The sequence below is a fragment of the Microcoleus sp. B7-D4 genome (assembly GCF_036705125.1).
GTDB lineage: Bacteria > Cyanobacteriota > Cyanobacteriia > Cyanobacteriales > Microcoleaceae > Microcoleus.
Map to the genome: position 1 here is coordinate 14,098 of NZ_JAUBTT010000012.1, position 17,560 is coordinate 31,657.

At 43.4% G+C, this 17,560-nt stretch carries 19 protein-coding genes; 9 read left to right on the forward strand and 10 right to left on the reverse strand.

Annotated features, from left to right (window positions below):
* Positions 1-22: 22 nt before the first annotated feature.
* The 5 genes from QUB12_RS06910 to QUB12_RS06930 form a co-directional block, all read right to left on the reverse strand.
* Positions 23-2,233 (reverse strand): peptidase domain-containing ABC transporter, encoded by a 2,211-nt coding sequence (locus tag QUB12_RS06910; protein WP_333306123.1) that lies wholly within the window; start codon positions 2,231-2,233, stop codon positions 23-25.
* A gap of 135 nt (positions 2,234-2,368) precedes the next feature.
* Positions 2,369-2,548, reverse strand: a complete 180-nt coding sequence (locus QUB12_RS06915; protein WP_333140949.1) for a hypothetical protein — start codon at positions 2,546-2,548, stop codon at positions 2,369-2,371.
* A 169-nt stretch (positions 2,549-2,717) separates the two neighbouring features.
* Positions 2,718-2,942 carry a secretion protein HlyD gene (locus tag QUB12_RS06920; protein WP_333140948.1) on the reverse strand — a complete coding sequence of 75 codons (225 nt, stop codon included), beginning with the start codon at positions 2,940-2,942 and terminating at the stop codon, positions 2,718-2,720.
* 220 nt (positions 2,943-3,162) lie between these two features.
* Entirely contained in the window at positions 3,163-3,342 is a 180-nt protein-coding gene (locus QUB12_RS06925) for a hypothetical protein (RefSeq protein ID WP_333140949.1), read from the reverse strand.
* Between the two features lie 169 nt (positions 3,343-3,511).
* Positions 3,512-3,739, reverse strand: coding sequence for a secretion protein HlyD (locus QUB12_RS06930; protein WP_333140944.1), 228 nt, complete (start codon positions 3,737-3,739; stop codon positions 3,512-3,514).
* A 482-nt stretch (positions 3,740-4,221) separates the two neighbouring features.
* Between QUB12_RS06930 and QUB12_RS06935 the strand changes: the two genes are divergently transcribed.
* The 3 genes from QUB12_RS06935 to QUB12_RS06945 all read left to right on the forward strand — a co-directional run bounded on the left by QUB12_RS06935 (position 4,222) and on the right by QUB12_RS06945 (position 6,015).
* The gene (locus QUB12_RS06935; RefSeq protein WP_333140942.1) at positions 4,222-5,337 is read left to right on the forward strand and encodes an HlyD family efflux transporter periplasmic adaptor subunit; all 1,116 of its coding nucleotides are present in this window, start codon (positions 4,222-4,224) and stop codon (positions 5,335-5,337) included.
* Positions 5,338-5,476: 139 nt separating this feature from the next.
* Positions 5,477-5,803, forward strand: coding sequence for a nucleotidyltransferase domain-containing protein (locus QUB12_RS06940; RefSeq protein WP_333140940.1), 327 nt, complete (start codon positions 5,477-5,479; stop codon positions 5,801-5,803).
* The gene (locus QUB12_RS06945; RefSeq protein WP_333140938.1) at positions 5,800-6,015 is read left to right on the forward strand and encodes a HEPN domain-containing protein; all 216 of its coding nucleotides are present in this window, start codon (positions 5,800-5,802) and stop codon (positions 6,013-6,015) included. Before QUB12_RS06940 ends, QUB12_RS06945 begins: the two co-directional genes overlap by 4 nt.
* 51 nt (positions 6,016-6,066) lie before the next feature.
* Here the strand turns inward: QUB12_RS06945 and QUB12_RS06950 are convergent, their stop codons facing one another.
* Both QUB12_RS06950 and QUB12_RS06955 read right to left on the reverse strand, forming a co-directional pair.
* Positions 6,067-6,414 carry a type II toxin-antitoxin system PemK/MazF family toxin gene (locus QUB12_RS06950; protein WP_333306125.1) on the reverse strand — a complete coding sequence of 116 codons (348 nt, stop codon included), beginning with the start codon at positions 6,412-6,414 and terminating at the stop codon, positions 6,067-6,069.
* Complete coding sequence (locus tag QUB12_RS06955; protein ID WP_333108022.1) at positions 6,411-6,662, reverse strand: hypothetical protein; 252 nt, start codon at positions 6,660-6,662, stop codon at positions 6,411-6,413. Before QUB12_RS06955 ends, QUB12_RS06950 begins: the two co-directional genes overlap by 4 nt.
* A gap of 245 nt (positions 6,663-6,907) precedes the next feature.
* Here QUB12_RS06955 and QUB12_RS06960 point away from each other — a divergent pair, with 245 nt between their 5' ends.
* Positions 6,908-9,592, forward strand: coding sequence for a CHAT domain-containing protein (locus QUB12_RS06960; protein ID WP_333306127.1), 2,685 nt, complete (start codon positions 6,908-6,910; stop codon positions 9,590-9,592).
* Positions 9,593-9,876: 284 nt separating this feature from the next.
* On the opposite strand, the gene QUB12_RS06965 is transcribed toward QUB12_RS06960, so the two are convergent.
* Together QUB12_RS06965 and QUB12_RS06970 are read right to left on the reverse strand one after the other, a co-directional pair.
* A complete protein-coding gene (locus QUB12_RS06965; protein WP_333306129.1) occupies positions 9,877-10,380 on the reverse strand; it encodes a hypothetical protein in 504 nt (167 codons plus the stop codon).
* Positions 10,381-10,389: 9 nt separating this feature from the next.
* A complete protein-coding gene (locus tag QUB12_RS06970) occupies positions 10,390-10,770 on the reverse strand; it encodes a hypothetical protein (RefSeq protein ID WP_333306131.1) in 381 nt (126 codons plus the stop codon).
* Positions 10,771-10,887: 117 nt separating this feature from the next.
* Here QUB12_RS06970 and QUB12_RS06975 point away from each other — a divergent pair, with 117 nt between their 5' ends.
* From QUB12_RS06975 to QUB12_RS06995, 5 genes are all read left to right on the forward strand, one after another.
* The gene (locus tag QUB12_RS06975; protein ID WP_333306133.1) at positions 10,888-11,211 is read left to right on the forward strand and encodes a hypothetical protein; all 324 of its coding nucleotides are present in this window, start codon (positions 10,888-10,890) and stop codon (positions 11,209-11,211) included.
* A 16-nt stretch (positions 11,212-11,227) separates the two neighbouring features.
* Complete coding sequence (locus tag QUB12_RS06980; protein WP_333306135.1) at positions 11,228-12,631, forward strand: hypothetical protein; 1,404 nt, start codon at positions 11,228-11,230, stop codon at positions 12,629-12,631.
* A gap of 135 nt (positions 12,632-12,766) precedes the next feature.
* Positions 12,767-13,777: a tryptophan--tRNA ligase gene (gene trpS / locus QUB12_RS06985; protein ID WP_333306137.1), complete on the forward strand. Its 1,011-nt coding sequence runs from the start codon at positions 12,767-12,769 to the stop codon at positions 13,775-13,777.
* A gap of 376 nt (positions 13,778-14,153) precedes the next feature.
* Positions 14,154-15,044: a methylenetetrahydrofolate reductase gene (locus QUB12_RS06990; RefSeq protein WP_333306139.1), complete on the forward strand. Its 891-nt coding sequence runs from the start codon at positions 14,154-14,156 to the stop codon at positions 15,042-15,044.
* 258 nt (positions 15,045-15,302) lie between these two features.
* A complete protein-coding gene (locus QUB12_RS06995) occupies positions 15,303-16,922 on the forward strand; it encodes a mucoidy inhibitor MuiA family protein (RefSeq protein WP_333306141.1) in 1,620 nt (539 codons plus the stop codon).
* Positions 16,923-17,013: 91 nt separating this feature from the next.
* Here the strand turns inward: QUB12_RS06995 and QUB12_RS07000 are convergent, their stop codons facing one another.
* A complete protein-coding gene (locus QUB12_RS07000) occupies positions 17,014-17,505 on the reverse strand; it encodes a YajQ family cyclic di-GMP-binding protein (RefSeq protein WP_333306143.1) in 492 nt (163 codons plus the stop codon).
* Between the last annotated feature and the right edge of the window lie 55 nt (positions 17,506-17,560).

Consider the following 17,560-nt stretch of genomic DNA (forward strand, 5'->3'; position numbering starts at 1 on the left):
GATTTAATAAGTTCTCACTCGCTCAAGGATGCAAAAACTCTAAATGGTCTCCTGGAATCGCTCGCAATTTTGCAGCCGAGCCTTGCATTTTCAACCGACCGCGTTCTAACATGATAATCCAATCGGCGCGATCGATCACTCGCGGCCTGTGACTGATAAAAATCGTCGTTTTCCCGTGTCGATACATCAACAAATTTTCTAAGACTTCCGCTTCGCTTGCGGGGTCAAGCCCTGCGGTAGATTCGTCTAAAATCAATACAGGCGGGTTGTTGAGAATGGCGCGGGCGATCGCCAATCTTTGTCTTTGTCCGCCAGAAATATTCGCTCCAAACTCCCCTAAAACTGTTTGATATTTATCAGGCAATTGGCTGATAAATTCATCCGCCCCCGCAATTTTGCAAGCTTTCACAATCTGTTCAAAGCTGATATCTGGACTGCCTAATCGAAAATTTTCCATAATCGAACGGCTCCAAAAATGCGCTTCTTGAGGAACAAGAACCACCTGCTGTCTGAGACTGTCGAGAGACAAATCCTGCAAGTTGTAATCGCCAATTCTAATATTACCAGATTGCAGCGGGTACAGACCAGCAATTACTTTTGCTAGCGTACTTTTTCCGCAGCCAGAATAACCAATTAAAGCAATTGCTTGACCGCCGGGAAAGGTGACAGAAAAATTTTCCAGCAAATCAAGTCTGCCGGGGTAGTGAAAATTAACACTCTTGCAAACAATACCGTCGCGCCCCTGAATAGTTACAAAAGGTTTATTCGTATCGTCTTTAGTTTCCGGTTCAGCATCGATGACTTCCGACAGCCGTTGAGTTGCTGTCTGCACGCGAGTCATTTCATCAGTAAATCCTACTAGCGAATTCACCCAAGTAGTAACGTTTTGATTCATGCTAATAAACGCTAGCAACTGACCTATACTCAATACCTTGTCAATCACCAAACCGCTACCAAGCCACAGCAGAGTAATGCTGCCAGCAGAGGCAACAAAACCTGAAAATATATTGTTGAGAATGCCAATCTGTGTAGTGCGAAAAGTGAGCTTGGCTAAGCGACCGAAGCGGGTTTGAAATTCTTCCCAAAGTTGCTGACCGCTGCTAGTAGTTTTGACAGTCAGCGCGCCTTTAAAAGTTTCTACTAAAACGCCTTGAGTTTCTGCTTCCAGCACAAATAAACTGCGCGTTTTTTGCTGCAATACGGGCAAAAATACCACTGTAGAGGCAGTCATTAACAGAGCTATAGCTGTAGCGGCTAAAGTCAGTTCCTTGCTGTAAAATAACATAAAAATAAAAGAAACTACAGCGATAAAAAATTGACTAGGCAAGCTGATAGCGACTTGAGAAACTAATTTATTGATTTCTTGGATATCTTGTAATCTACTGACAATTTCGCCACTGCGTCTGGTTTCGTAAAAGCTCAAAGGCAATCGCAGGAATTTGCGCGCGAATTCCATCACCAATCCCAATTCTAAACGCTGGGAAAACTGAGCAATTAAGTTCGACTCTACCAATCCTAAACTGCTGCTAAAAAGGTTCATAACTATAACTGCGATCGCCACACTCGCCAGGAGTTGTCTGTCGCCCCGCACCAGGATGTCGTCAGTGAGCAGTTGAACGAGAAAAGGCGAAGAAATCGACAGCAAACCCAACACCATATTCAGCAAAAATGCTTCCATTAAAATCGGGCGGTAAATCCCAATCCGGCGCATCCATTTTTGTAAGGAATTGGCGGGCGGTTGGCCCTCTGCGGCCGCAAAAAACCGCTCAGCATCGGGTTCTACTAGCAAGCACAGCCAATCTGTCCAAGCTGCTGCTAATTCTGCTTTAGAAACATAGCGCATACCGACAGCCGGATCGCCGATCGCATATTTGTTGCCCTGTTTGCCGTACAAAACAACCCAGTGATAGCCGCTCCAGTGAATAATCATCGGTAGAGGGGCATCATCGAGCTTGTCTAAAATAGCAGCCGCTGCTCGCACCGATCGAGCATTAAAGCCGATCGCCTCAGCACCTTGTTTCAAGCCCAGCAGAGTCGTCCCTTTTTGGCCGGTGCCCGCACATTCTCGCAAGCGGCTAATAGTAAAATTTTGTCCGTAAAATTTCGCGATCGAAGCCAAACAAGCCGCCCCGCAATCTTCTTCGCTCTGCTGGAGAACAACCTGATATTTCTTAAACCTGTTAACTTGTCCGAATAATGGCATTTTGCCGATCAAAGGGATGTTCTTTAACATTTTGCAAAATGAATAATGGTAGAGCATAAAGAAGATTACTCATCACCAACTACCAAATCAGCAAAAAGCACCCATAAAGTTATGGGTGCTTTCTCGATTCCACAGTTATATATCTGAATTGACTAGCACTAAACTTTAGTAGTAGGCGTAGCGGACTACTCTTCTGTATGAACCGTCGCAATTCCGGCGGTACACGACCCAACTGCGCCGCTGCCGCTGACAATTGTATCGATTAGTATAGTGACCGCCGTTGACGCTAGCTGATTCTTCAGGGGTGAGTTCAGCAAACAGTGAATCGTCCTTTGTTTCTTGCATGATTTGACTCCGTTTAAGTTAATAAAATTGAAGGGAAACTAGAAATATTATTTAATTTCTAGAGCCTCGTGTAAATACTGACTAATACTTCTGGTAGTGCTGTGCGGCTTCCGGAATATTACCGATAAATTTTGAAAGTTTACTCGATAGCACAACTTGACTCAGCTATCTAAACCACTAGGGTTTTGTAAGGGCGATCGCGGCTCGGATCGTACAGATAAAGCTGGCTAGGCTGCGGCAGGAAAAACAGCATATTCAGGCCATAGCTGCTGTTATCAGTCTCGCTGTTGCTGTTAGCGCCACTGACACCGCTGGTAATCCTGCCACCGCTGACAGTAGCAGATTCTCGATCGGTTAGTTCGGTGAAGAGTGAATGTTGTTGATTTTCGGACATAAAGAACTCCTACTGATATTTCATAAACCTGTTGACTTGTCCGAATAATGGCATTTCTCGGATAAAAGGAATGTTCTTTAACATTTGGCAAAATAAATAATGAGTAGAGCCTAATGAACATTACTCTTCACCGAGTACCCAATCAGCAAAAAGCACCCCTAAAGTTATGGGTGCTTTCTCGATTCCACAGTTATATATCTGAATAGACTAGCACTAAATTTTAGTAGTAGGCGTAGCGGACTACTCTTCTGTATGAACCGTCGCAATTCCGGCGGTACACGACCCAACTGCGCCGCTGCCGCTGACAATTGTATCGATTAGTATAGTGACCGCCGTTGACGCTAGCTGATTCTTCAGGGGTGAGTTCAGCAAACAGTGAATCGTCCTTTGTTTCTTGCATGATTTGACTCCGTTTAAGTTAATAAAATTGAAGGGAAACTAGAAATATTATTTAATTTCTAGAGCCTCGTGTAAATACTGACTAATACTTCTGGTAGTGCTGTGCGGCTTCCGGAATATTACCGATAAATTTTGAAAATTTACTCGATCGCACAACTTGACTCAGCTATCTAAACCACTAGGGTTTTGTAAGTGCGAGCGCGGCTCGGATCGTACAGATAAAGCTGGTTAGGCTGCGGCAGGAAAAACAGCATATTCAGGCCATAGCTGCTGCTGTTATCCGTCTCGCTGTTGCTTTTAGAACCACTAACACTGCTGGTAATGCTGCCACCGTTGACAGTAGCAGATTCTCGATCGGTTACTTCGATGAAGAGTGAACCTTGTTGATTTTCTGACATAAATAACTCCTATTAATACCTATGTACTTACTTACTACCTACGCATACAGGAAAAACCCGGTAACAGTGCCAAAACTCTTTGCGGAAACGCCGTATTTCATGACCACGAATTTCAAAGGTGGTACCCGCCACGTGATTTATCCGTGGAATCAATCCAAAATCTAAAATCGAAAATCACTTATTGCCCCCGCATTTATCTCGCGCAAGTCAATCCAAAATCTAAAATCTAAAATCTAAAATTGAATGACAGTGGCCCGCTGGCTTCACTCCTCTTGATATTTGGCGAAGTTTGTGGGTGGGAACGGCAAAGCTGTGCGGATTTTTACCTTTACCCTGTGAATTTTGATTTAGACTTCTAAACCTATGCTTGGTTTCCGGAAAGCCGATCGTAAAAGTGACAAAAGAAATCAGCGATTGAGCTCTCCCTCTCCCCCAACTCAAAACTCAAAACTCCAAACTATTCCCCTCTCCCCCTTGCCGCCATGTCTCTCACTCCCGAAGCCACACCCACTGAAACCTTTGATAACGACCAGTTTTTGCCCCCTGTCAGCCGCTGGACGACTTTGGGGGGCATTTTGATGGTGGCGACCTTTGGCGGGGCGATCGCCCTCGCTAGCGTCACCAAATACAGCGCTACAGTCAAAGCAGATGCGATCGTCCGTCCAGCCGGAGAAGTGCGCGTCGTGCAAGCAGCAACCGAAGGAACCGTCGAAAGCATTGCTGTCAGCGAAAATCAGACAATAAAAGAAGGAGATGCGATCGCAGTTGTAGACGCTTCGCGTTTGGGCGACCAAAAAAAGCAGTTACAAGAAATAATTAATCAGTCTCAAACAGCAGCACAGCAAATCAACCAGCAACTGCGCGACTTAGAAAATCAAATTTTGGCCAGCGCCCAATTTAAAAACATCCAAAGTGAAACTTCCGCCCAACAGGAATTAATCGAAGCCGCTTTAGTAAAATTTGCCACATCGCTGCCAGATGTCGCCGAAAGACTGGGCAGAAGTCGGCGGGTTTTGCTCGTTAAGCGATCGTCTCTTCAACAACAATTGATTCAAGCTAAAAAAGAACTAAATCAAATTGACTTAAAACTCGAAAATAGCGTGATCCGCGCGCCCGCTGATGGTACAATTCTCAGATTGGAAGTACGAAATACTGGTCAAACCGTACAAGCCGGCAGCGCGATCGCCCAAATCGTCCCCAGCGACGTACCCCTGGTAGTCAAAGCCAAGGTGACATCCCAAGACATCGCCCGCATCCAAATCGGCCAACCCGTACAGATCAGGATTTCAGCTTTGCCTTTCCCCGATTACGGCACATTAAAAGGAACTGTCAGCGAAATCGCCCCAGATGCGATCGCCCCTCAAAATCCCACTAATAATTTAGGTACAGCTTATTACGAAGTGGCAATTAAGCCCGAACAAACTTATTTAACAAAACTCAAATCCGCCAACGGCCAATTCTTCGGAAACTCCCAGGCTAATGTTCCCCGCCAGTATTCGATTCAATCGGGAATGGAAGGCAGAGCCGATATTATTACCGGCGAAGAAACTGTTCTGACATTTGTTTTGCGGAAAGCCAGGTTGCTGACAGATTTGTGATTAGTCATTAGTTATTTTGAGACGGCGGTTGAAACCGCACACTCTTCAACCCGCGAAGGCGGGTTTTGTTTGTGTAGACGCGGTTTCAACCGCCGAGTATAGTTAGATATATACTAAATACATAACATCGATCGCAAATATGAAAATCAACGATAAACTCAAGACCATTTTAACTGAATTGCGATCGCACTTCGAGCAACTTTACGGCGATCGTCTCACCCAAATGGTACTCTACGGTTCCCAAGCGCGGGGCGACGCAGATCCCGACTCAGATATTGATGTTTTGGTAGTTCTCAAAGGGCAAGTCAATCCCGGCGAAGAAATCAAAAGAATCAGCCATATTCGGGCAGACTTGTCTCTCCAAAATGATGAAGTGATTAGCTGTTTGTTTATGGACGAAAATCGGTTTTTGCACTACAACGGGCCTTTATTGAGGAACATTCGTAAAGAGGGAATAGCTTTATGAAACCCGAACAATTAGAATTAATCCAGAAATCTCGCGAAAGCATCAGTGCGGCAAAATTACTGTTAGATAATGGCTTTCCCGGCTATGCCGCTGCTCGCGCTTATTATGCTATGTTTTACATTGCTGAGGCATTTTTAGCGGAACAAATTAACTGTGCTGAACAATTTATCGAATTAGATCAAAATCTGATTGGAACTCTGCCGTCATCCTAAATACCAATGCTGAAAATGCGATCGTTAATATTAATTAAACACTCCAAACTTTTATAAACCTAAACAGTAACGAACCGCCGATTCAACTTCTAACATCTTTTCTGCGGAAAGTTCCCCTGCAGAATCAGTAGGAAATCGCTCTCGATCCAAAGATCGAATCTGAAAACAGAGGAAAACTGTTTCTATTTGCAAACCACTTTCAGACGCAGAAACACGCACATTTGTTCTATATTCGCGGTGAATATTAGTTCCTTTAGTGCCGAGAATGACAGTAACAACTAAGGGTGACTGGTTAATAGTATCAATCGAAAGCACCAAAACAGGTCGCATTCCAGCTTGTTCTCTTCCATGAACTGGGTTAAGATTGACAAAATAAATTTTCCCTCGCTGAATGCTCATAGTGCTTGTAAACCATCCATTTCTGCCACAATAAACTCTCGATCGATCGCAGCAATCTCAACTTGAATATCTGGATCGTTGGCCATCTCTGCTATCTCTGCTTCCAGGTATTTAGCATTAGCGAGTTTATTAGCTATGTAAGTTTTCTCCCGCACTCGGCAAGCGATACGTTCCAGCAGCCAAAGTTGTTCTTCTATCGACAGGGAACTAATAGAACGTTCAATTTCTACTAAAGTTTGTGAAATCATTTTAGTTTCCTCTTGTTTTTTGCCCCATCGCAAATCATCGAGATTTTTTTGAATGAGACCGGGCCCATTCCGAATAGATTCATTATTGCGATCGCTTACTTATCTTGTATCTATATTATACGACATAGTGGCGTAGCAGCTTATGACGCACACTCCAACGACTCCAGACGATTCAGCAAGTCGGGTTTTCCCCTTGTTTTTCCCCGACAAAGAATGTAAAATTCTAAAAACATGGGTTGTCAGCAATGAACGAAGCGCGCCACCAAGGCTATCTCAATCTGATTGAATCGCTACTGAATTGCCCCAACGGGGAAGAAGTCCAAATTTTGGAGGCAAACTCCGAGTTAGTTGATACAGGGTTGGTGCAGGTAATGTTAGATGAAGCAAACAATCTTAGAACTTTTAACAACCTGGATGATGCTAATTCTTTAATGACTCTTGCAGGGCATCTCCTGGGTAGTTATAGCAATACGATGCTAGAGAAATCCTCACCTTACAGTTATATTGAATTCCTAATGGAAGTGTTGCAGAAAACGCAAGATAGCAATGGCGACCGTACTGTAATTTATGCCCTGGTGCGGGATAATCTAAACTTAATCAATGATAATTTTGCTGCGGTTTTGCAAAATTGGGCGAGGGAAACTTTGCCAAAGTTAGATAAAAAAAAACAAATTTATATAATAGGAGTCGTTGGGAATTTTAGTAATGCAATCGCGGACTTTTCTTTAGGCAGCAGGGCGAGTAATTTGGAAATTGCAATTGCAGGTTATGAAGTTGCCATGACAGTTTTTACCCGTCAAGAATATGCTGAGAATTGGGCAGAAACTCAAAATAATTTGGGGATTGCCTACCTGTACAGAATCAGAGGGAAAAAAGCGGAGAATCTCGAAAAAGCGATTGCCACTTATCAAGCATCGTTACAAGTTTACACTCGCGAGGAATATCCTGAAGATTGGGCGGGGACTAAAAATAATTTGGCGAATGCCTACCGCGACAGAATCAGAGGGAAAAAAGTGGAGAATCTGGAAAAAGTGATCGCATTTGATCGGGAATCATTGGAGGTTTACACCCGCAAGGCATTTCCCTTTAAATGGGCAATGACTCAAAATAATTTGGCGAATGCCTACCTCTACAGAATCATAGGCGAAAAAGCGGAGAATCTCGAAATAGCGATCGTTACTTATCAGGAATCATTGGAGGTTTACACCCGCGAGGCATTTCCCTTTGAATGGGCAAGGAGTCAAAATAATTTGGCAAATGCCTACCGCAACAGAATCAGAGGGAAAAAAGCGGACAATCTAGAAATGGCGATTTCCGCTTATCAAGCAGCTTTGTCAATTTACACCCGCGAGGCATTTCCGATAAATCATGCTGAAACCTTATTTAATCTCGGACTTGCCTACCGAGATAATTACCAACTCCCAGCAGCTTACAATACCTTTAATGCTGTCATTGAGACAGTCGAATCAATGCGGAGTGAAATCATTATCGGCGGCGAAGCTGACAGACAGAAATTAGCTGAAGAATGGAATAAACTTTATCAGCAAATGGTAAAAGTTTGCCTAGACATGGAAAACAAAACCGCCGCCCTAGAATACATCGAACGCAGCAAAACCAGAAACCTAGTAGAATTGTTTCACAAATCTCGCAGTCTCCCGCAAAATGTACAGCGGATTAGTTTTCAAGAAATTCGCAGTCTGTTACGTGAAGATGAGGCAATTTTGGAATGGTACATCACCTTTAACGGGTTTAAAGTTTTTATTATCACCCGCGAGTCCCCTCAACCAATTCTCGGACACTCTTCATATCAAGACTTGGAAGCATTAGAGAAGTTTCAGCAGGAGTATATCGACGACTATATCAATCACCCTGATAACTGGATAAATCAGCTAGAAACCCGCCTGGAAAAATTAGCTGAAATATTGCACATTGATGAAATAATTTCTATACTCCCCGAAAACTGCCAGCGCTTGATATTAGTTCCCTTCCGATATTTGCACTTATTCCCGCTTCACGCCTTAAGCAGCCGAAGGCTAAGACAAAATGTAGAAGAAACTGGCAGTCTCCTCGAACTTTTCCCAGGCGGTGTGAGATATACTCCCAGTTGTCAGCTATTACAATTATCTCAGCGGGTAAATCCGACTGGGGAAGAGTCATCACCCACAAGATTGTTTGCCATTCAAAACCCGACAGCAGATTTAGACTTCACCGACATCGAAGTTGAAGCAATTGCCAAATCCTTTAATCCTGCCAAAGTTTTGATTCGGGAAAAGGCAAGTAAGACAGGATTGCAGCAACAGCTTGAAGCGTTGCACAATGCCGACATCGCCCACTTTTCCTGTCACGGCTTTTTCGATTTTTCCAATCCCCGGAAATCAGCTTTAATCTTAGCTGGGGCAAAAACTGCCACCGATGGTACTGACTCCGAAAACAAAAGTTATATTCGTTCTCCCCAAGACGAATTGTTGGACATTAAAAAATGTCTGACGCTGGAAGAAATCTTTGATTTGCCGCTGAGTAAGTGCAGTTTAGTTACGCTTTCCGCCTGCGAAACAGGGTTAACGGATATTAGAAATAGCACTGATGAGTATATCGGATTGCCTAGCGGTTTTTTATATGCCGGGGCAACGAGTATAATTAGCACTTTGTGGACGGTGAATGATGTATCTACCGCGATTTTGATGATTAAGTTTTACGAACTTTTGCTGTCTGAAACTCGCCCGCCTGTGGCGATTGCTTTGCGGGAGTCTCAAATGTGGCTGCGGGATGCAACGGTGCAAGATTTGGTAGATTGGGCCGAGCGTTCAAAGTTACTGGATAGTGAAAGTAAAAACAGGATTCAAAAGAATTATAAACGCGATTACGATGATGACGATCGCCCTTGCCAATCCCCTGTATACTGGGCGGCTTTTTGTGCCGTTGGACAATAAGCCAAAGGGTTTTTGCATGAGTGGGGGCGGGTTTATTAGTTGGTTGGTTTGATTTATAAATCTCGGCGAACCCGCCCCTACAAATTTGTTAAAATTGGGGATTTGATATTGTAAAAAATAGATATAATTGCTGTAGGGGCGGGTTCGCGACTGTCTGTGAAACCACACCGTAAATCTCAAAAACCCGCCCCGGCATCGTGGGTGGGGGCGGGTTTATTAGTTGGTTGGTTTGATTCCAAAACATCGGCGAACCCGCCCCTACAAATTTATCGAAATAGGTGATTTTATGAACTTAAAACCTCTTCAACTAATTTTCTGAATTGTCCCGTTTGCAAATTTAAGCTGAAGCGATCGCCCTCCATTAATTCAATGACTAAGTTATCATCGATCGCCGAAAATTGTTCGGGAACATCTGGCAATCCGCGATTAAATCTGAGGGAACCATTCGGATTAAATAATAATATCTCATTTTCAGTCAAAACAGCAGCAACTTCCCGGACAATTGCCATCTGAATTAAGTTAGCCGTCAGAGGCATCGCCAGACAAATGCGACCGCTTTGCAGGCAAATAGCTACTAACTGCTGTTCAATTCCCATCCATAGCATCTTTTTATCGTGAGAATGCTCAATGCTTAACTCAACTAATTGACTCCGCCAACTCAGCCCATAACATCCCAAAACTTCCCCCAAATCAAGGCAAGCAAATGTTTGAGCATATTCGTGACAAATGATTTGCCTAATCCCAGGAATTTTGTCGAATTCTGATTTGCTAATAGTTTCAATTTTCATGGTAGCTGGTTATTGATAAATTAACGGTACAATTGAAGTGATTTGAGGATTTACATCCAAGTCGCCTTCAGGATAAAAATATCGAACCACAATCGCCCCCGGTTTTTCTCCTCCTCTCAATTCTACTTTACGAGAAATGTTTGCGCCATATTCGTTAATTTTTCGATCGCCTTCAACTTCTGGTGCATTTAATCCTTCGGCAAATATTTCTAATAGCTTTTCTTTGCCCCCAGATGCTTCGTCAATGCCTAGTGTTCTCAAATCTCTTAAATTATCTAAAGACCGCCTAGTATTTGTGGGAGTAGAGGTGACGCGACCAAAAAAGAAGTCGAATTTACTGGATTTGATAGTGAACCCCGCACCTTGAATTACTTGATCGCTTGATGTCAATGCTTGCCACTCCTGAAAAAATTGACATTGAATTGTCTCCAATGATATCATAGAGTTACGATGGAGACAATACTCCTAAAAATTACCAGATTCAATTAACAAAAGAGAAGATAGGCCATGAATGATGACCAACGTTATATATCCGCATTTCTGCAAATCTTTGAGACTCAACCAGAAGTATTTGAGGAGGTGGGTGCAGTAGAAGATTTAGCAAACCTCAACCAGACGATCTCTCAGATGGTTGATGAATCTGATGAGGAAGTAGCGGATACTATTGGGACATGGTGCAAAAAATATCCTAAAATCAGAGATACCCTCCGTTCAATTATTAATAGAAAACTAAAACCAGAACCCACAAAAAAAGAAGCACAAGACCCAAAACTATCAAACCGCTATCCAGAATTACCCGAAAACCTCAGAAAACACCGCCCCAATTCTTAGCCACCGCGCCAACAACATGAGTGACAAAATTTCTGCCCCCAATGTCTATTTATACGCTTTCCAACTGCAAAATGACAGTAAGGGCAGCAATAATCCTCTGTGGAAACACTGCGACAATATCCTCGCCAACTTCACCAATGAAAGGGTAACACCCAATCTAGTTTTTCCCCAAGATTCCCACAGTTACCGCGAGGATTTATTGCCAAATGTCTTACTGGAATTCAACAGCAATCCACCTATAGAAGGTTTTGCCCAACCGCTACAAATTCAAGATAGCTATGCTTTATGCTTAAATATAGGTTGCCCGGAAGACGGCACTGCTGCTAATCTAGATGTCGATTTCATCCAGCAATTCAACCCAAATCGAGCCTTACTCATCAACGGGGATGACAATTTTTTAGGTCAAACTCTCCTAATTACCACCGGGCTTCCCGAAAACTCTTCAGATAATTTAGATTCCCTCAAACTCCTCGCCGATAAATGTCGCGATGCTTTATTCCAAGGTGACTCGCCGCCTGTATTTTATCGTTCAGGTAAATTATTTGGTAGTCCGATTTTTGAGTACGGTACAATTAGCGATATTGCGAATTACCGCCACCTGCTTGTCTGGCTGCTGGCTGACAAACAAACTGACAAGGATTTTAACACTTCCCAGGAAGAAATACTCGACCTACTATTTCACCGCAACAAAATTATCAAAGCTTTTCAAGACAGCCGCCAGATTTACCGCGAACTCGATCGCGAATACCGCATCATTGAGAAAAATATGGAGATTTTGCAGGCTCAATTTTCCAGAGGGACTGTATTAACTTCCGCCCAATTGCAGGAATTTCAAGAACAGTTAAAGCAACTCTTCAGCAAAGCAGTAACTTATACTCGCCTGCTGCGGAAACTCGAAGATTATGACAATACAATTGCGCTAAATCTTAACAATTACACTGACATTTTGTCGAAAATTTGTGATATACTAGTAATTGATAAGGAAGAACTATCAATATTAAATAACTTCAGTAGAAAAACGGCTCCTTATATGCGATCGCAAATTGCCGGAGACTTAGGATATTTCCGACACGGAACAAGCTTAATCGAACAGGCGATCGCCTCAATTCGCGGCATAGTAGAAATAGAACAAGCCAGGAGCGATCGCACCAACCAAATCGCACTCCGCAACAGCGAGATAGCAGAGAAAAATCGGGAAGATCGCCTAGAAAGCACAGTACAGGCGATCGGCGTCGGTTTAGCAGCCGGCGGCATCGCAGCCTCCAGCGGCACAGACAAAGTATTCCAGACAGTGCAAAACCATCAAATCCCAATTTTAATGCAATGGCATCCCTTTCTATTTTCGTTTGCCTTGAGTTTTGCGATCGCTCTTTTCGCAGCCGGCATCACTTGGTGGCGCACTAAACCGAAAAACAGTTGACAGTTGACACTTGACAGCGAGCTTTTTAAGGCTGGGATTTAGATCGTTGCCGATCGCTCGAATTTCAACCAAGAGTATCTTAAATCAAAATAACGTGTCAATATAGAAATGTGAGTTCAATTCTATTCTTTCCTCATGGGCAAACAGCGCGTTCTTTCGGGAGTTCAGCCAACCGGCAATCTTCACCTCGGCAATTATCTCGGTGCCATTCGCAACTGGGTAGAAAATCAAAGTCAGTACGAAAATTACTTCTGCGTAGTCGATTTGCACGCAATTACCGCACCGCACAATCCAGCAACTCTAGCCTCCGACACTTACACGATCGCCGCACTCTATTTAGCTTGCGGCATCGATTTAGAATATTCTACTATTTTCGTGCAATCCCACGTCTCGGCGCACACAGAACTAGCATGGCTGCTCAACTGTATTACGCCGATTAACTGGCTCGAAGATATGATTCAGTTTAAAGAAAAAGCAGTTAAACAAGGCGAAAATGTCAACGCTGGTTTGCTAAATTATCCCGTGTTAATGGCAGCAGACATTTTGCTTTACGATGCCGACAAAGTGCCAGTGGGAGAAGACCAAAAACAGCATTTGGAACTCACTCGCGATATAGTCATCAGATTAAATCACCAATTCGGCACACCCGAAAAGCCAGTATTGAAACTTCCCGAACCGTTAATTCGGACTGACGGTGCGAGGGTGATGAGTTTGACAGATGGTACGCGCAAAATGTCGAAATCTGACCCTTCCGAACAAAGTCGAATTAATTTATTGGATTCGCCAGATACGATCGCAAAAAAAATCAAGCGCTGCAAGACAGATGCCGTGCGCGGTTTGACTTTTGACGACCCCGATCGCCCCGAAGCTAGAAATTTGCTGACACTTTATCTCCTGCTTTCCGGCAAATCTAAAGAAGAAGTAGCAGCGGAGTGTGAAAACATGGGTTGGGGAGATTTTAAACCCTTGCTGACAGAGACGACAATTAATGCCCTCAAACCAATTCAGGATAAATACAAGGAAATAATGGACGATCGGGGATATTTAGAGTCTGTACTACGTCGCGGAAGAGAACAAGCAGAAGCTATTGCTAATCAAACTCTAACTAAGGTTAAGACAGCTTTCGGTTATTCTTTACCTGTTTAGTGGTTTGTGGTTAGTTGTTATTGGTTACTGGTTAAGAATGACCACTGCCAACTACCCACTAACAACTGCCAACTGTCAACTAACAACTGTCAACTGTCAACTGTCAAATAACAAATAACCCATAACCATTGGTAACAAGTTAAGCTAAGAAAGGATTTGTCAATCAGCAATTATACTCAACATTTACTCGGATTTTGGGCATAAAACTGAGATTTGGGCGGTTGAGGAATCATGCCGAGGGTGATATTTATACCTACTTTCTCTCAAATCGTGAATTTTCCACTCCTAAAAAAGCAGTTTTTTGAGTAATATTACTGATTGACAAATGCAATTAAGTCTTAACTTGTCACCAATGACCCATAACAGACAAATAATCATGAACCGTTTTCGCACAGCCTGCACCACCCCCGGAGAATTTATAATTACCGCCGAAGTTGCCCCCCCAAAAGGCGGCGACATAACTCACACAATTCAAATGGCTGAACGCCTCAAAAACAGAGTGCACGCCCTTAATGTCACAGACGGGAGTCGCGCAGTTTTGCGAATGTGCCCCCTAGCAGTTTCGGCGATTTTAGTGCAGCACGGAATTGAGCCAATTTGTCAAGTTGCTTGTCGCGATCGCAATCAAATTGGCCTGCAAGCCGATCTCATGGGAGCCCACGCTTTAGGCATTCGCAATGTATTAGCACTTACAGGCGATCCCGTGAAAGCCGGCGACCATCCGAAAGCAAAAAGTGTATTCGACTTGGAATCAGTACGACTGTTACAAGTCATCCAAAAAATGAATGGCGGCAAAGACTGGAATGACAAACCTTTAACAGACGGCTTTACCGATTTATTTGTTGGTGCTGCCGTCGATCCGCAATGCCCCAGTTGGTCTGGTTTGCAAAGTAGATTTGAGAAAAAAGTAGAGGCTGGAGCACAGTTTTTTCAGAGTCAATTGATTACAGATTTTGAAGTTTTGGATAAGTTTATGCACCACGTGGCTGCGGGCTGTAACAAGCCAGTTTTAGCAGGAATATTTTTGTTTAAATCAGCTAAAAATGCTGAATTTATTAAAAAATACGTGCCGGGAGTTCACATTCCGCAAGAGACGATCGACCGTTTGGCTAAAGCTCCAGAACCCTTGCAGGAAGGCATAAAAATTGCTGCCGAACAAGTCAAGCTAGCGCGGCAGATTTGTCAAGGAGTTCACATGATGGCCGTCAAACGAGAAGATTTAATTCCTCAAATTTTGGATTTGGCAGGAATCGAACCACTGAGCTAAAATTAACCGTTGGGGCGGGTTTTATCAACTATTAATGCCTAACATTAACGATCTCATAAACCTGCCCACCCCCGCGCTAGCATTTTGAAGATCAAACTGTAGGGGCGGGTTTGACCAACCATCAATGTATAAAACTAATGAGCTCGTAAACCCGCCATCCCCCGCTGTAGATAATCCAATAACTTCTGAGTTTGATTAATAAACTACTTTGAAAAATGCTCGATCGACTAAACGGTTATTAAATAGGAGCAACTGGCAATGACTGACTCAGAAATACTTAATTCTGATACGATTAAAATACTAAATACTAGCATATCCGAAGTTACAGTTTACACCGATCGCGCTTTGGTGACGCGCCGTGGTACGGTATCTCTGACGGGAAACGAGCGAGAATTGGCGATCGTATCTCTCCCCGCAACCCTCGAAACAGAGTCAGTCAGGGCTACGGGTGCGGGTACAGTTGCTGTGCGATTGCTGGGAGTACGCAGCGACAGAGTGTTTAGCAGGGAACCTGTAGCGGATGGCATCGCCGAATTCACCCAACAAATCCAAGAATTAGAAACCCAAAAACGGGCAATAAAAGACAAGTTAGTTGCCCGAAGAATTCAACTCAAATTTGTCGAAGATTTAAGCGAAAAAAGCGTCGGTTTCTTTTCCAGCAGCATCGCCAAACAGCAGGTAGGTTTAAACGAAACTGGCGAAATGCTCAATTTTTTAGGAACTAATTACCTAAAATATGTAAGTGCGATCGCGCAGCACGAAAGACAACAGCACGAATTAGACAATCAAATACAAGCTTTACAGCACCAGTTACAACAAGTAAAGACTCCCCATTCCCAGCAAAGTTTTAAAATCATTGTCGCCATAGAACCAAGCGGCAGCGGCAACTTTGATCTCGAACTTTCCTATGTAGTAAAGCGAGCATCTTGGACTCCCATTTACGACTTGCGAGTCAATACCACCAACAACCAAATTAATCTCCATTACCTAGCCGATGTCAAACAAAATACAGGCGAAGATTGGACAGGAGTAGCGCTGACATTATCTACAGCAAAACCCGGATTGGGAAGTCTCCCACCACAACTAAAGCCTTGGTATATCGAGATATTCGAGTTAAAGGAACCCGCTGGTCGGGGCTCGTCAGAGGATGATTTATTTGACCTAGAAGAGATCCTAGAAGAAGGTTATGCAGGCAATTCATTCCGCGGTGGAGGACGGCGCATAGAAGCTGAAATAGCAACAGCTCAAGTATCCAGAGAAGGCGGCACAGTCTCTTTTCAAATAGCCGGAAATACCAATATTCCCAGCGACAGTTCGAGGCAGAAAGTGACTATTTTTAGCGAAAATTATCCCTTTCAACCTGAATATATTGCAGTTCCGCGCTTAGTCAGTTTTGCCTATTTGCAAGCAGTGGTTGTGAATCCGCTGACGGGTGCAACTCTGCTTCCCGGTAAAGCAAATATCTTTCGCGACAACACTTTTGTCGGTACTGTGCAGTTAGAAAATGTTTCCCCCGGGCAAGAATATAAAGTTAATTTAGGAATAGATGAACGGTTAAAAATAGAGCGGGAATTAGTGGAAAGACAAGTAGATAAAAAACTGATCGGCCAGCAGCGGCGCATGAGTTACGCCTATCGTTTGAGTGTGACTAACCTGCGGCAGGTGCAGGTACACCTGACACTACAAGAGCAATTGCCAGTCAGCCGCAATGAACAAATTAAAGTGCGATCTACTCTCACTAATCCGAAGATAGTAGCAGGTGAAATGGGACTGCTAGAATGGATAATGTCTCTGCCGCCGCAAGCAAAGCAAGAGTTATATTACCAGTTTGTTGTCGAACATCCTCCCGACTTAACAGTCACGGGTTTAGATATTTAATATTAAGTCGATAAAAACTTCTTTGTAGTCAGGACTTTAGTCCTGATTCGTCACCACGGATGAGGACTGAAGTCCCGAAAAACTATCAAATTTACCTGTAATTGGTAAACTGCAAAGCCATCGGATAATCTTCTTGCTTCAAGCGTTGAATCACCAACTGCAAATCATCCTTATCCTTAGCCGAAACGCGCACTGCATCACCTTGAATCGAACCTTGAATCTTTTTAAACTCATCTCGAATTAATTTAGTGATTTTCTTGGCAACTTCCTGGTCAATCCCTTTTTTCAGTTTGATTTCTTGGCGTACTCTAGTACCACTAGCAGCTTCAATTTTCCCATAATCAAAAATTTTCAGAGACAAATTGCGCTTGGCGGCTTTAGTTTGCAAAACAGTGTGAATCGCGTCGAGAGTAAATTCGCTGTCCGTATTGACAGTAATTGATTCTGCGCCCAATTCTACGGTAGTTTTGGTATCTTTTAAGTCGTAGCGGCTTTGAATTTCTCGCGTTGTTTGGTCAACAGCGTTAACTAATTCTTGCCGATCGAAATCGCTGACAATATCAAAGGAATAACTAGCAGCCATAAATTAGTAATTGGTAAAGGGGCATTGGGCATTGGGCATTGGGCATTGGGCATTG

Bases quoted from the DNA above. Each gene is read 5' to 3' on its own strand.
- QUB12_RS06910 (WP_333306123.1), bottom strand. From the start codon at position 2,233: ATGTTAAAGAACATCCCTTTGATCGGCAAAATGCCATTATTCGGACAA.
- QUB12_RS06915 (WP_333140949.1), bottom strand. From the start codon at position 2,548: ATGCAAGAAACAAAGGACGATTCACTGTTTGCTGAACTCACCCCTGAA.
- QUB12_RS06920 (WP_333140948.1), bottom strand. From the start codon at position 2,942: ATGTCCGAAAATCAACAACATTCACTCTTCACCGAACTAACCGATCGA.
- QUB12_RS06925 (WP_333140949.1), bottom strand. From the start codon at position 3,342: ATGCAAGAAACAAAGGACGATTCACTGTTTGCTGAACTCACCCCTGAA.
- QUB12_RS06930 (WP_333140944.1), bottom strand. From the start codon at position 3,739: ATGTCAGAAAATCAACAAGGTTCACTCTTCATCGAAGTAACCGATCGA.
- QUB12_RS06935 (WP_333140942.1), top strand. From the start codon at position 4,222: ATGTCTCTCACTCCCGAAGCCACACCCACTGAAACCTTTGATAACGAC.
- QUB12_RS06940 (WP_333140940.1), top strand. From the start codon at position 5,477: ATGAAAATCAACGATAAACTCAAGACCATTTTAACTGAATTGCGATCG.
- QUB12_RS06945 (WP_333140938.1), top strand. From the start codon at position 5,800: ATGAAACCCGAACAATTAGAATTAATCCAGAAATCTCGCGAAAGCATC.
- QUB12_RS06950 (WP_333306125.1), bottom strand. From the start codon at position 6,414: ATGAGCATTCAGCGAGGGAAAATTTATTTTGTCAATCTTAACCCAGTT.
- QUB12_RS06955 (WP_333108022.1), bottom strand. From the start codon at position 6,662: ATGATTTCACAAACTTTAGTAGAAATTGAACGTTCTATTAGTTCCCTG.
- QUB12_RS06960 (WP_333306127.1), top strand. From the start codon at position 6,908: ATGAACGAAGCGCGCCACCAAGGCTATCTCAATCTGATTGAATCGCTA.
- QUB12_RS06965 (WP_333306129.1), bottom strand. From the start codon at position 10,380: ATGAAAATTGAAACTATTAGCAAATCAGAATTCGACAAAATTCCTGGG.
- QUB12_RS06975 (WP_333306133.1), top strand. From the start codon at position 10,888: ATGAATGATGACCAACGTTATATATCCGCATTTCTGCAAATCTTTGAG.
- QUB12_RS06980 (WP_333306135.1), top strand. From the start codon at position 11,228: ATGAGTGACAAAATTTCTGCCCCCAATGTCTATTTATACGCTTTCCAA.
- trpS (WP_333306137.1), top strand. From the start codon at position 12,767: ATGGGCAAACAGCGCGTTCTTTCGGGAGTTCAGCCAACCGGCAATCTT.
- QUB12_RS06990 (WP_333306139.1), top strand. From the start codon at position 14,154: ATGAACCGTTTTCGCACAGCCTGCACCACCCCCGGAGAATTTATAATT.
- QUB12_RS06995 (WP_333306141.1), top strand. From the start codon at position 15,303: ATGACTGACTCAGAAATACTTAATTCTGATACGATTAAAATACTAAAT.
- QUB12_RS07000 (WP_333306143.1), bottom strand. From the start codon at position 17,505: ATGGCTGCTAGTTATTCCTTTGATATTGTCAGCGATTTCGATCGGCAA.